Annotated in this window: 12 protein-coding genes; 9 read left to right on the plus strand and 3 right to left on the minus strand. The window is 46.3% G+C overall.

The window, feature by feature from the left end; genetic code table 11:
- Positions 1-218: 218 nt before the first annotated feature.
- From ACOJUR_RS09200 to ACOJUR_RS09210, 3 genes are all read left to right on the plus strand, one after another.
- On the plus strand, positions 219-446 hold the full coding sequence (locus ACOJUR_RS09200; protein WP_072873142.1) for a helix-turn-helix domain-containing protein: 228 nt from the start codon (positions 219-221) through the stop codon (positions 444-446).
- 142 nt (positions 447-588) lie between these two features.
- Positions 589-1,008, plus strand: coding sequence for an acyl-CoA thioesterase (locus tag ACOJUR_RS09205; protein WP_072873143.1), 420 nt, complete (start codon positions 589-591; stop codon positions 1,006-1,008).
- A 9-nt stretch (positions 1,009-1,017) separates the two neighbouring features.
- A complete protein-coding gene (locus tag ACOJUR_RS09210) occupies positions 1,018-1,779 on the plus strand; it encodes an SDR family NAD(P)-dependent oxidoreductase (protein WP_072873244.1) in 762 nt (253 codons plus the stop codon).
- A gap of 7 nt (positions 1,780-1,786) precedes the next feature.
- Here ACOJUR_RS09210 and aroF read toward each other — a convergent pair whose 3' ends face one another.
- From aroF to ACOJUR_RS09225, 3 genes are read right to left on the minus strand one after another with little or no spacing between them, the layout of a single operon-like run.
- Positions 1,787-2,653 (minus strand): 3-deoxy-7-phosphoheptulonate synthase, encoded by an 867-nt coding sequence (gene aroF, locus ACOJUR_RS09215; RefSeq protein WP_072873144.1) that lies wholly within the window; start codon positions 2,651-2,653, stop codon positions 1,787-1,789.
- Positions 2,654-2,704: 51 nt separating this feature from the next.
- Complete coding sequence (locus ACOJUR_RS09220; RefSeq protein WP_420949839.1) at positions 2,705-3,853, minus strand: acyl-CoA dehydrogenase family protein; 1,149 nt, start codon at positions 3,851-3,853, stop codon at positions 2,705-2,707.
- Positions 3,854-3,900: 47 nt separating this feature from the next.
- Entirely contained in the window at positions 3,901-5,487 is a 1,587-nt protein-coding gene (locus ACOJUR_RS09225) for an AMP-binding protein (protein WP_420949840.1), read from the minus strand.
- Between the two features lie 221 nt (positions 5,488-5,708).
- Here ACOJUR_RS09225 and ACOJUR_RS09230 point away from each other — a divergent pair, with 221 nt between their 5' ends.
- The 6 genes from ACOJUR_RS09230 (at position 5,709) to ACOJUR_RS09255 (ending at position 12,817) form a co-directional block, all read left to right on the plus strand.
- Positions 5,709-7,718: an oxidoreductase gene (locus ACOJUR_RS09230; RefSeq protein ID WP_420949841.1), complete on the plus strand. Its 2,010-nt coding sequence runs from the start codon at positions 5,709-5,711 to the stop codon at positions 7,716-7,718.
- 28 nt (positions 7,719-7,746) lie between these two features.
- Entirely contained in the window at positions 7,747-8,556 is an 810-nt protein-coding gene (locus tag ACOJUR_RS09235; RefSeq protein WP_420949842.1) for an SDR family oxidoreductase, read from the plus strand.
- Positions 8,557-8,604: 48 nt separating this feature from the next.
- Entirely contained in the window at positions 8,605-8,871 is a 267-nt protein-coding gene (acpP, locus tag ACOJUR_RS09240) for an acyl carrier protein (RefSeq protein ID WP_420949843.1), read from the plus strand.
- Positions 8,872-8,907: 36 nt separating this feature from the next.
- The gene (locus ACOJUR_RS09245; protein WP_420949844.1) at positions 8,908-10,533 is read left to right on the plus strand and encodes a class I adenylate-forming enzyme family protein; all 1,626 of its coding nucleotides are present in this window, start codon (positions 8,908-8,910) and stop codon (positions 10,531-10,533) included.
- A gap of 76 nt (positions 10,534-10,609) precedes the next feature.
- Positions 10,610-11,791 (plus strand): acyl-CoA dehydrogenase family protein, encoded by a 1,182-nt coding sequence (locus ACOJUR_RS09250; protein WP_420949845.1) that lies wholly within the window; start codon positions 10,610-10,612, stop codon positions 11,789-11,791.
- Between the two features lie 3 nt (positions 11,792-11,794).
- Positions 11,795-12,817, plus strand: a complete 1,023-nt coding sequence (locus ACOJUR_RS09255) for a zinc-dependent alcohol dehydrogenase (protein WP_420949846.1) — start codon at positions 11,795-11,797, stop codon at positions 12,815-12,817.
- Positions 12,818-12,826 lie beyond the last annotated feature (9 nt).

Here is a 12,826-nt window from a genome sequence, read left to right on the forward strand (position 1 = left end):
AATAGAAGCTCTTGCTTCGTCCTGTATTACTGAAGTCAAATGGATTTTACTTTCTAGAGCATTACATTTCCTCGCATGTGTACAAAACCCTTCTTATCATACAATATGTCAGTTCCGCCTATGTTGATGAGGGCATGCACAGAGAAATCGAGTCTCACATACTATACCCTGACTGTATCCCGCTCTTGTACTCGATGCGGCAGGGAGGGATAAGCGAAATGTCTTCGGGCAAAGAGGCGAGTGCCAAGTCATTGCTCACCAATCGCGAACGAGAAGTTTTTGAATTATTAGTACAGGACAAAACGACAAAAGAAATCGCGTCCCAACTATTCGTGAGCGAAAAAACAGTGAGAAATCACATCTCTAATGTGATGAAAAAATTGAATGTAAAGGGTCGTTCGCAAGCGGTTGTGGAACTTGTACGTATGGGAGAATTATCAATTTGAACTGTTGACCCCCTACAACCATCTGTAGGGGATCATTCTTGATAAAAGCCCCCAGCCGAAAAAATCCATGTCGTTGCAACGCAAAGAATCGTGTAAGATAACAGAGGAATAAACTTACCAGGCAGGGGGCAAGTGACCTATCTTGAATCATTATCGTTTTCATCATCGATTGCGCGTGCGTTGGGATGAAGTAGACGCTCAGCGCGTGGTCTTCAACGCGCATTATTTAACTTATCTTGACGTAGCATTTGCAGAATACATAAGGCGAGGAGTCGCCGTTCACCAAGGAGAAATGCGCAATACAGTCATAGTCAAAACGGAATTAGAGTTTTTCTCTTCTGCACGTTACGATGAAGAACTGGCTATTGGCGTTCGCACCGTATCGATGGGAAGGACAAGCCTGCAAGTAGATTTTGAAATTAAACGCCATCAAGATGTGCTCGTCCGTGCTCATACTGTCTATGTGCATATGGATCTGGAAACGCAGAAACCTCTACCTATACCCGAGGAATGGAGAACGCGTATTCAGTTATTTGAAAATATGGTTAAAGATAAGGAGTAGCTCATGAATATGCAAAGATTTGCTGGGAAAGTTGCCATAGTCACTGGTGCTGCCGGTGGAATCGGATCGGCCAGTGCTAAATTGCTTGCTCAACAAGGGGCTTCACTTGCGGTAGCAGATATTCAAGAAGAACGAGGAAAAAAAATCGCTGATGAGATTCTTGCTAAAGGCGGTAAAGCTATATTTGTTCCGGTAGATGTCTCTTCCTATGAAAGCGTTCAGTTACTAGTTGAAACCACTGTAAAACACTATGGGCAACTTGATATTATGTTTAACAATGCTGGAATATTTGGGGAAGGTAAACTGGACTTATTGGAGATGCCGTTGGAAGAATATCTTCGTACAGTAGCCATCAATCAAAATGGGGTTTTTTACGGCATTCGAGCGGCGGCGGCGGTTATGAAGGAGCGTGGCGGAGTAATTATCAATACAGCCTCTATCTACGCTTTCTTGGCTGATCGTAGACAGTTGCCATATCACGCAACGAAAGCGGCAGTAGTCGGTATGACAAAGGCGGCTGCACTCGATTTGGCTAAATACAATATCCGAGTAGTGGCTATAGCTCCGAGTATGATAGATACGCCACTCGTTGACAGGTGGCGTGAAGACGAACGCGTATGGAATTATGTGCGTAAAGCGCAAATGCGACAACAGTTTGGCACTGCGGAGCAGGTTGCCCAAGTTGTCGCATTTCTTGCTAGCGATGAAGCCTCATTTGTCAACGGTCACGAATTTTACGTGGATGATGGAGCAGCTTCCTTTAAACGTTAATGTTGCGTCATGAGACGCTGATTTTCGCAGTCCGCGCATTCTTCGCCTCTTCGAAGAAGGGTTGGCAAAAGTCGGATAGCTGATGAATGTGCGGAGCAAGTCTGCGAAATTCTTCAACTGTAAGCGACTGGGGACCATCAGAAAGAGCTTCAGCAGGATTGGAATGTACCTCCACCATAATGCCATCTGCGCCAACAGCAATAGCAGCCCGAGAAAGTGCAGGCACATATCCAGAATGTCCTGTTCCATGACTCGGATCGATTAAAATAGGCAAGTGAGAGAGTTTTCTTATGACTGGAACGGCGTTTAAGTCCAGTGTAAAACGAGTAGCTGTTTCAAACGTGCGAATTCCCCGTTCACAGAGAATCACAGAAGGATTTCCTGCTGATAAAATATATTCTGCGGACATTAGCCATTCTTCAATGGTATTCGCTAGACCTCGTTTGAGCATGACTGGCTTTTTGGTTTTTCCGACAGCTTTTAATAAAGGATAATTTTGCATATTTCTTGCGCCGATTTGCAGTATGTCAACATAATGTGCAACGAGGGGCAGCGTTTCTACATCCATAACTTCTGAAATGGTTGGTAATCCTGTAATATCGCTTGCCTCGGCCATAATTCGCAGACCTTCTTCACCCATACCCTGGAAAGAATACGGAGAAGTACGTGGTTTGTAAGCACCTCCACGCAAAATTTGTGCGCCTGCCTTTTGCAATTCAATAGCGATTTCCACATAGCTGTCTCTAGATTCTACAGAGCATGGACCAGCTATAATAGTTGCAGATTTTCCGCCAATCTGGATATCACCCACTTGTACCACACTATTCTCAGGATGGTTCTCACGGCTTGCTAATGGGTAGGGGATTTTTGACATATGTGTTCTGCCTCTCTTCCATTCAAGTTGAATTACTGTGGCGAATCAGTTTTATGACTGGTTTTGACGGTACTGTCGAATAACGCTGCGAGCAATTGTCATTTTCTGTGTTTCTGAGGTACCTTCTTCAAAGCGTAACATTCGAGCATCGCGGTAGATGCGCTCCATCTCTCCTTTGAAATACCCAATTCCACCATGAATTTGCAGGGCCAAATCAGTCACGCGTTGCAACATTTCGGATGCAAAAAGTTTGGCCATAGAGGCTTGTCGAGCAATGGTTAAGCCAGATTCAAAATCTGCGGCAGCTTTAAACACCAATTGTTTAGCAGCCTCAATATCCGTAGCCATTTCCGCAATCCACATTTGAATGGTGGGGCGCTCCAAAAGCGTTTTGCCAAATGTTACTCGCTTTGAAGCATGCTGCACAGCTAATTGCAGGGCTCGATCTGCAAGTCCTACACAAGTCATACCAATCGCTAAACGGCTAGGGTCTAGAAAACCTTGAAAAGCTACGGTTAGTCCGTCGCCTTCTTCTCCAAGTCGCATACTGGCAGAAACACGACAGTCACGTAAGTATAGATGTCCGTGACGTGTTCCAGTAACTCCCATAGCATCTTGCATCAGTTCGATGGTTAATCCTTGCGAGTCACGGGGGACCAGAAAGGCAAGCGTACCTTCGCTACCCTGGCTATCTTCCAAACGGCAGAAAAGTAAAAAGTAATCTGCTAAATCGGAAAAAATAATCATCCATTTTTCCCCGTTCAGAAGGTAGTCATCTCCATCGCGCCGGGCAGTTGTTTTTAAGTCCGCTCCCGATCCGGAATGGGGCTCCGTGAGAGTAAAAGTAATCCACTTTTCACTGTTGACAAAAGGTCGGACAAAGTTTTCTAACTGTTGTTGGCTTGCTTTAGATGCAAGTGATCGCCATAAACTGTTGGTCACGTGAATAAGCACCCGCAATGAACCGTGCAGCTGAGCAAAATAAAAGAGCATCTCGAGGTATTGATGCATACTGAAACCCAGACCACCTAGATTTTCTGGAGCAGTTAAGCGAAAGTAGCCTCGCTGGCGCAATTCTTCAATGACGTTTTTATCAACATGTCCAGAAGCCTCAATTTGTTTACTGAAGAGGCGGCCGCGTGTGGCAACAAAATCCTGTACTTCTTGGAGTTTTTGTTGAAAAGAGATCTCATCTTGCAATCTGATTTCATCCTTTCCAAGGCGTTGTCCACTTTTAACCAGTTTTTTTATGCGTCGAGTGACTTTTCTTGAAGCCGCTGACGAAGCAAATATTTTTGGATTTTTCCACTGGCTGTGCGAGGCATCTCAGCAATCCATTCGAGACGTTCTGGCCAATAAATTTTAGCAACACCCTGTTGTTGTAAGAATCCTGTAATATCCTCCAGTTTCAACGGCTGGCTGTCTTCTTTGCCAACGACAAAGAGACAAGCACGTTCACCAAGACGAAGATCTGGCATGGCGACCAAAGCTGCATCAGCGATAGAAGGGTGCGTATAAAGCAGATTTTCAATTTCGGCTACCGGAATTTTTTCTCCACCACGATTGATGATGTCTTTTTTTCTACCACTGATTTTGATAAATCCGTCTTCATCCACAATGGCTAAATCGCCTGTGTCAAAATAACCATCTTTCGTCAAAGCAGCCTCATAAAGATCGGGGCGATGCAGATAACCAATGAACATAGCGGGTGTTTTGACTTGGAAATTACCTTCTGTACCAGGGGGGAGAACTTGTCCATTCTCGTCGACTACGCGAATAGACATTCCTTCCATGACTCGTCCATCCGTGCCCCAGAGTTTTTCAACCGGATCGTCCGGATGACCAACCGTAACTAAGCAGGTTTCTGTTGAACCCCATGCGCCAACAATTTTGCAAGCGAGCTTTTGTTTGGCTAAATCAGCTAATTGTCTTGGTATAGCGGCGCCCGTTGCCACAAAAATGCGCAATCCCTGTGGTGGCTCTGACATATGTGTGATATCTGAGAGGAAGGGCATGGCCGCTTGGACAAATGTGGCTCCTTCCTTCTCAATGGCCTGTTTGGCTTTCTCCACATGCCATGCAGCGTGATACACGCCAGTGGCGCCAAGGAAGAGTGAAAGCATCATGCCGTAGAGAAAACCGGTTTGATGAGCCAGCGGCGAAGGAACCCAAATAACGTCTTGGTGAGAAAGGCGTAAAGTTTGCGTATGGCGAAACAAAGCATAAGACAATGTGGAAAAAGTATGCAAAGCTCCCTTGGGTTCTCCTGTTGTACCCGATGTAAATAACAATTGAGCAATAGAGTCCAGGGTAGGGGCGTGTGGTTGCAAATGGTACTCGTGATCAAGTGGATCAGCGAGTCCAGCTAGTGAAGAGAGCGCAGGAATTTGTTCTGACTGAGGAATGCAGAAGAATTGCAGATCCGCAAATTTGTCCTCTAAGGAATGCGCCAATTGGCTGTAATCAAAGTTTCTGTATGTATCCGGGTAAATGTAAAAGCGAGCTTGGGAACGCTCCAGAATAAACCGAACCTCACGTTCGCGAAGTGAGGGCAAAAGTGGGCATGGCACGCCGCCAGCATACCAAATTCCCATGGTGATCACGATAAATTGCCATCCGCTTGGCAATTGGTAGGCAACCGCTTCGCCTTTTTGCAGACCTTTGGCCAGCAGATTAGCAGCAATCGTTTCAGCAGTCTCTTGCAATTCTTGATAACTCATAGTTATCGATTGAGGGTTGCTGATATCCACTACAGCAGTTTTGGTAGGGAATTTTCTCACGTGCTGCTTTATAGATTCAAGAAATCCGGAATGGTGGAAGAGGTTTTCCATCATCTGACCTATCCCCCTTGTTCTACTCCTATGAATAACCACAGATTTTTAGTACCTGATGATAATTTTTGGGCAAAAATTTATGACCTGATTATAAAATTACGCCAAAATATAGTATAGTCCTTTTCATAGAGAGGATCGTCGAGATTGAGAATCAGATATTTTGTAAATCGAAAAATATCTTACACCCTATATTTGCTATTTTCAATTGCAGGAGGGCCGCCATGTCATATTCTGCAGAGCAGATCAATGAGTTTTCAAATTTGAAAAATCCTGGGAAGATTGGCACACTTCATTTGCCACATCGTGTATTGATGGGTTCTATGCATCTAGGGTTAGAGGCAGAGCCTGAAGTCTTTCAACGTCTCGTTGCTTTTTACGAAGAGCGCGCCAAGGGAGGCGCTGCATTGATGATCACTGGCGGAGTCGCTGTGTTGCCTGAAGGCGGTGGGGACCATATGTTTTGTCTCACCGATTCGGAACATGATTTTTTTCTTGCTGAATTGGTTCAACGAATCCATCAAGTTGGCGGCAAAGTAGCCATGCAACTATTTCATTCTGGACGCTATGCTTTTTCTAAAGAGACAGGTATGCCGTCCTATGCCCCAAGCGCTATAGCATCCAATTGGACACGTGAGACACCTGTGGAAATGTCAATCGATGATATTCAACGAACCATCCAGGCATTTGCTAGTGGAGCTCTGAAAGCGAAAAAGTGGGGTTATGACGCCATTGAAGTGATGGGGTCTGAAGGATATTTGCTGAACGAATTTCTTTCTCCGTTGACAAATCACCGTAAGGATGAATATGGCGGTTCGTTAGCTGGCAGAATGCGTATCAGCTTGGAGGTTGTGAGAGCCATTCGTGAACAGGTGGGAGAAAATTTTCCGCTGATTTTTCGAATGTCTGGCCTAGATTGTATGCCGGGAAGCACGAACCCTGATGAAACTTTGGAATTTGCCAAATGTTTAGAAATGGCTGGCGTAGATGCTTTGAATATTGGCATAGGTTGGCATGAATCTCAGGTTCCTACGGTGGCTGCTGTAGTGCCTCGAGCAGCATTTTCAACGGTAGCAGCAAGTATAAAAGAAGTGGTGAATATCCCAATTCTTGTTGCGAATCGCGTGAATACACCAGAAGTAGCTGAACACATTCTCTCTCAAGGTTGGGCAGATTTTATTGCACCAGCTAGACCCTGGCTTGCTGATGCAGAATTTGCTAACAAAGCATTGTCACAGCAACGGCAGTTTTTAAACGTCTGTGTGGCTTGTAATCAAGCATGCCTGGATCACACAATGGCTCAACCTCCACAGCCAGTCAGTTGCATGGTGAATCCGCGTACTGGCGCAGAGAGTCTTTATCCAATTATTTTTGCTCAAAAAAAGAAAAAGATTGCCGTGATAGGCGGAGGTCCTGCTGGTTTAGAAGCTGCAAGAGCCGCTGCTTCTCGTGGACATCAGGTGGTGCTTTTTGAACGTCAAGCGCAACTTGGTGGACAGTTCCGCTTAGCGGCACGTGTCCCTGGCAAAGAGGAGTTTTATGAAACACTGCGTTATTTTGAGCATGTGTTGCAGCAATTGCATGTGGAAGTGCGTTTGTCGCACAATGTCCATGCGAGCGAATTGACCTCGTTTGATGCAGTGATTGTGGCTACGGGAGTCCATCCGCGCATTCCTTCCATTCCAGGGGTTGAATTGCCGCACGTGGTCACTTATCCTGAAGTTTTGACTGGACAAGTCATCCTTGGCAAGCGTCTTTTGGTGCTAGGAACGGGAGGAATCGGTTGTGATGTAACCAAGTATTTACTGGAAACCGCCGCACCTCCTGCCGAAGTGAGTCGCTTTGCAAAGCAGTATGACGTAACGGAAGTAAGTGTTCCTGTACAAAGAACCATTACGCTTGTGTCGCGATCGGACAAATGGGCAACAGGCATTGGCAAAACGACACGCTGGATTGTGCGCAGAGAATTAAATCGTCCAGAAGTCAAGTTGGTTAAGCAATTTCAACCGCTAGAAATTCGCGAAACAGGTTTATGGGGCCAGACTCCTGAAGGAGAAAAACTTCTCGAAGCCGATCAAATTATTCTCTGCACAGGCCAGGAAACATCTTCTTTCGATGTCGAAGTATTAGCTAAACGCATACCCATTTTTCGAGTGGGTGGTGCCAAGGACGCCAGTCAATTGAATGCAGTTCGAGCGATGCGTGAAGCTTTTGAAGCGGCGTACGCTTTGTAAATCAAGAGTAGGAAGGGTGGGACTTTTCATGAATCCAGGGTCAGAAAAGTATATGCAAACTTTTGGACTATCCGGGAAAAAAGTTCTTATCACGGGTAGCGGCCGGGGAATTGGCAGATCGACAGCTTTAGCTATGGCAATGGCTGGAGCAGACGTGGCAGTGCATTATCGTCGTGATGAAGCTGCCGCTCATGAGACTGCTGAAGAAATTCGTCAAATGGGCAGAGATTGTCTGGTTTTGCGGGCAGAGATGGAATCGCAAGAAGAGATTGAGCAAATGTTTCAAGAGATTCGCCAACGTTGGGGACGTTTGGATGTGTTTGTAGCAAACGCAGCCGCCAGTGCCTTTAAATCCATTGCAGAATTAAAGGATTATCATTTGGAGCGCACCTATAAAATGGTGTTACATAGTTTAGTCATCTGCGTGCAGCAGGCTGTGCCGCTCATGACAGGCTCATATGGCAGAATCATTGCCATGTCCAGTATGGGCAGTGACTTTACCTTACCGCGTTACGCAGTTTTAGGAAGTGCCAAAGCTGCGCTGGAATCGCTTGTTCGATATATTGCTGCTGAGTATGGATCGCAAAACATTACTTGCAACGCTTTGAATCCGGGCGTTGTGGACACAGATTCAGCTCGTTATTATGGCGGCAATCATTACGAAGCGTATCGCAAAGATGTGATTCGTCACACTCCACTCGGAAGGTTGGCCAATCCAATGGATGTAGCCGATGCAGCCGTTTTCTTGGCGAGTGACGCATCTCGTTTTATCACTGGACAAACTATCCGCATTGACGGCGGTTTGACGCTTCTCACTGGCGGATTTGAAAGTTTTTGAAGATAGACAGAAAATATTCATTTGATACAAGGAAAGGATGTTTTCAATATGGCAGAACAGTGGACAGTGGAAGAAATCACTCGTCGTGTCAAGCAGGTAACAGCGAATCAATTACAGGTGGATGTGGAGTCCATTCGCCCAAAAAATCATTATGTGGACGATCTCGGCGCGGATTCTTTGGATTTAACCGAGTTGGCCATCGCTTTTGAAGATGAATTTGATTTGGAAATCCCTGATTCGGATTTCAATCATTTGAGCACGGTGTCTGGTGTAGTGGAGTACCTCAAAGGGAGACTGTCCATATCTGATCATTGAAGGCAGGTTATTGCGAAATAAAAAGGAGACAGGGCTATGAAGCGATTTCCAGGCATGGTCTTGACAGAAGAACGGGCAGAACATTATCTGCAGCAAAATATATGGTCCAAAGAATCATTTGTTGATGTTTTAGAACAAAATGCCCGACTTGCGCCTGACCTTTTGCATCGTGATGAAAAAAGGCAATTGACTTATGCTGAGTTATGGCGGGAGGTGGAATCTGTTGCTTCCTCTCTCCTCCAACTTGGAGTTCGTAAAGGTGATGCGGTAGCTATTCAGATGCCAAACAGTTTGGACTATGTTGTAGCTCTTTTTGGCGCCGCTCGAATTGGAGCCGTTGCGGTTCTTTTGCAAACCGATTTAGGTCGCGAGGCATTAGTGTACAGCTTGCGTAAGTCAGCAGCTAAGATTTGGATTGTGGCAGAAAGTTTCCGCGGCGAGTTGTTGATTGAAACAGCGCTCGCTGTCAAAGAACAGTTGCCTAGCTTAGAGCACGTCATTCTCCAAGGTTCACAATCCTCCCCATCCTTGCCGGTTCGTTCTTTTGAACAACTTTGCAGCGCTACGCCGGAAAATTGTTCCTTACTTGATGAATTTCGTCCAGATCCGCTCGATCCGTTTGTCATGGTGTTTACATCAGGCACAACCGGATCGCCGAAAGGAGTTGTGCAGTTACACGCCAATTACTTATGGTCTTGTCGAGCTTATGCGCAAATTTATGGTTTTCAAAGGGGTTTAGCCACGCTGAATATGGCGCCGATTTGTCACCAAACAGGGATGTTGGTTGGCGTGATGATGCCTATTGCCACCTGTGGGCGAATGGTATTGATGGAGCGTTTTGCCGTGAGTCGAGTTCTGCAATGGATTGCCAAAGAAAAGCCCACTTTTCTTTGTGGTGCGCCGCCCCATCTGATTCATGTAGCCAGTGCGCCTAAATTGCGGGATGCTGATACTTCGTCTGTAAAACTTTTCATTTATGCTGGCGCACCTGTACCAAGTGCCATTTTGCAACGGTTGCAAGAGGAAACTGGCATTGTAGTCGGCGGCATGTTTGGTTGGACAGAAGGTTTTGTGGCTTGTTGCACGCGGCCTGATGATGGTATTGAAGCCATCAGTAAAACCGTTGGTCAAGCGGTACCCGGTATCGAGATTGTGCTAATGGACGAAGAATACCAGCCTGTTCAACCAGGAGAACCTGGTGAGATGTGGGCAAGAGGACCTAATTTCAGTGCAGGTTACTACGATAATCCCGAGGCTTCGGCGCGCCAATGGGATAGTGAAGGTTGGTTTCACTCTGGGGATTTGTTTCGCCAAGATGAAAAAGGCCGCTATATATTTATGGGACGTGCTGACGATATTATCAATCGTGGCGGTACAAAGATTGATCCAAAGAGTGTAGAGGATGTGTGCGCCGCCCATCCATCCATTCAAACAGTGGCTATAGTTGGTGCGCCTGACGAAACGCTGGGCCAACATACAGTAGCTTGTGTAGTTCTTCATGAAGGAACCACTCTGCAATTGGACGAGTTACGCCAGTTTTTATCTGAGGCTGGATTAGCCAAGTTTCAACTTCCAGATCGATTAAAAATTATGGAACAATTGCCAATGACGCATTCCGGAAAAATTAAAAAGAAAGAGTTACGCCAGATGTTAGCTCTTTAATAAATAGCCAAGTCTACTTAAGTAAAAGAAATCTAGCATCGTTAAGTGAGAATGTTGATGGAGAGGAGAATCCATTTTGATTGAGGAGACAAGCACTTTGCTTCAGGAGAGAGCGGAAGCTATCCGTCAACGAGTTATTCAGTTTCGTACTGAAGAGGCTGTGGAATGGGCTAAGCAGATTGAGCGTGATGAGAAAATTCCTCCAGAGTTGTGGCAGCGTATTCGCCAGCTTGGTTTTCACCGTTTGACACAACCGACGTGGGCTGGAGGAGAAGGTTTGCCTCTGGCCATGTATTTTCCGATTTTAGAAGAGGTAGCTCGCTGTCACGGTTCCATTCGCATGGTGGTGCATGCCTACAACAGTATCTGGAGAACTGTTGGTAACGGTCGCCCAGAACAGCAAAAAGAATGGGTGCCACAAGTAGCATCCGGACAATGTTTGGTGGCGTTTGCGTTAACTGAGCCAGACAACGGCACAGGGATTGATTTACGCACCACTGCAACTTACGAAAACGGCGAGTTTGTTTTGAATGGCCGCAAGCATTTAATCACCTTTGCTGACGAAGCGACTATTTTTGTCGTGATTGCTAAAACAGATGCCAATGCTGGCCGTCAGGGATTAACAGCGTTTATTGTGCCGCGGCATCAGGTCGGTTTACATATAGAAATGCAACCACAAATGATGGGTGACAAAGGCAGCACGCACGGCATTCTAACTTTTAGCAACTGTAGAATTCCTGAGGAAAATGTATTGGGTGAAATTGGACAAGGATTTGACTTGGCGTTGCGTGGTTTTCTCGATCAGAGCCGTGCCTGTATTGCCCAGAGTGCAGTTGGGGTAGCAGAAGAATCGTTACAGCAAGCGCTCTTGCACGTTCGACGCAGAACCACATTTGGCAAAGCTTTGGCTAGCCGTCAAGCGGTACAGATGCGCCTGGCCGAGATGGCCATCTCCATTCAGGCTGGACGACTGCTTTGTTTGGATGCGGCTCATAAGTACGATCGCGGTGAAACGATTTCTGTTGAAGCTTCCATGGCTAAGGCGCACGCCATTAAAATGGTAGGCGAAGTTACTGACGCGGCACTTGCTCTCTATGGCGGCGTAGGGTATATGGTAGGCAGTCCGGTAGAACGACTTTATCGCGATGCTCGTTCACTCTGGTTTGAAGAGGGCACGGCTGAGATGCAGAAAATGACCATTGTCGAATCTATGTTGACTGCCGCTCGTCAACGTGATCGGCAAAAACGGGAGTCTTAAACCATGCTGGCTGTCCTTTTTTCTCAAGAAAAGGGTCTGTATGTGGATACGGTGGACGATCCGGTTTTAACTTCCGAGGAAGTGCTTGTTCAAGTTGAAGCGTGTGGTGTTTGTGGATCCGATCGTCAAGTGGTTGAGGGTCGGATGCCCTTGCCATTTGGTTCTCCTGTTCCGGCAGTGTTAGGTCATGAAATTGCGGGCAGGATTTGCGATGCTAACGTTTCTTCAGTCCATTCATCCGTGCTGGTCTACCCATTTGTACCTTGTGGGCAATGTCGACTTTGTCAAACAGGATACCATCATCTCTGTCTTCAGCAAAAGGTAATTGGTTATCAGATGTGGGGCGGCTATGCTGAATTGGTCAAAGTGCCGAAATCACAATTGATTCCTTATGATGGTGTCCGATTGACTCCAGAAGTTGCTGCTCTATTGGTGGATGCTTTTGCAACACCCTATCACGCAATTCGTCAATCTCATCTTGAAGCGGGCATGACGGCGTTAGTGCTTGGTGCCGGAGGACTGGGTGTAGCGGCTGTGATGCTTTTGCACGTACTGGGTGTGCGGGCCATGGGACTTTCGAGTCGCACAGAAGGTTTAGCTTTGTTTGAACGGGCTGGAGCCGAACAGGTGGAAAGTCTGGAAACGGATGCGCGCGCACTGGGTAGACAGATTCGACGTTGGTCGGGCGGTGGAGTTGATGTGGTGTTGGATACCTACGGAAATTCTCGCTCGTTACAAACAGCGCTTGATTTTGTCCGTCCTGGCGGTTCAGTGATGGTTCTGGGCATGCACGATGGGGACGTCCAGATTGCTCAGATGCAACAGTTTGTTCGCAAAGGAATTACGGTTACGGGCAGTTATGCTTCAGAAAAGGTTGAAATTGTAGAACTCATTTCTATGGCAGAACAAGGGATTCTCAATAGTCACGCAATGATTGAGCGTGTAACAACACTTCATGAATTGCCACAGGTGTTTGAAACAGACACACGTAGTGCCGGCAGAATAGTGGTAAAACCCACTGAATGAGTTGTGCAT

The organism is Alicyclobacillus tolerans (genome assembly GCF_048984885.1).
Classification (GTDB): Bacteria; Bacillota; Bacilli; order Alicyclobacillales; family Alicyclobacillaceae; genus Alicyclobacillus_I; species Alicyclobacillus_I tolerans.

Coding starts and splice junctions, on each gene's coding strand:
- ACOJUR_RS09245 (WP_420949844.1), top strand. CDS start 8,908: ATGAAGCGATTTCCAGGCATGGTCTTGACAGAAGAACGGGCAGAACAT.
- ACOJUR_RS09225 (WP_420949840.1), bottom strand. CDS start 5,487: ATGATGGAAAACCTCTTCCACCATTCCGGATTTCTTGAATCTATAAAG.
- acpP (WP_420949843.1), top strand. CDS start 8,605: ATGGCAGAACAGTGGACAGTGGAAGAAATCACTCGTCGTGTCAAGCAG.
- ACOJUR_RS09200 (WP_072873142.1), top strand. CDS start 219: ATGTCTTCGGGCAAAGAGGCGAGTGCCAAGTCATTGCTCACCAATCGC.
- aroF (WP_072873144.1), bottom strand. CDS start 2,653: ATGTCAAAAATCCCCTACCCATTAGCAAGCCGTGAGAACCATCCTGAG.
- ACOJUR_RS09210 (WP_072873244.1), top strand. CDS start 1,018: ATGCAAAGATTTGCTGGGAAAGTTGCCATAGTCACTGGTGCTGCCGGT.
- ACOJUR_RS09235 (WP_420949842.1), top strand. CDS start 7,747: ATGAATCCAGGGTCAGAAAAGTATATGCAAACTTTTGGACTATCCGGG.
- ACOJUR_RS09255 (WP_420949846.1), top strand. CDS start 11,795: ATGCTGGCTGTCCTTTTTTCTCAAGAAAAGGGTCTGTATGTGGATACG.
- ACOJUR_RS09230 (WP_420949841.1), top strand. CDS start 5,709: ATGTCATATTCTGCAGAGCAGATCAATGAGTTTTCAAATTTGAAAAAT.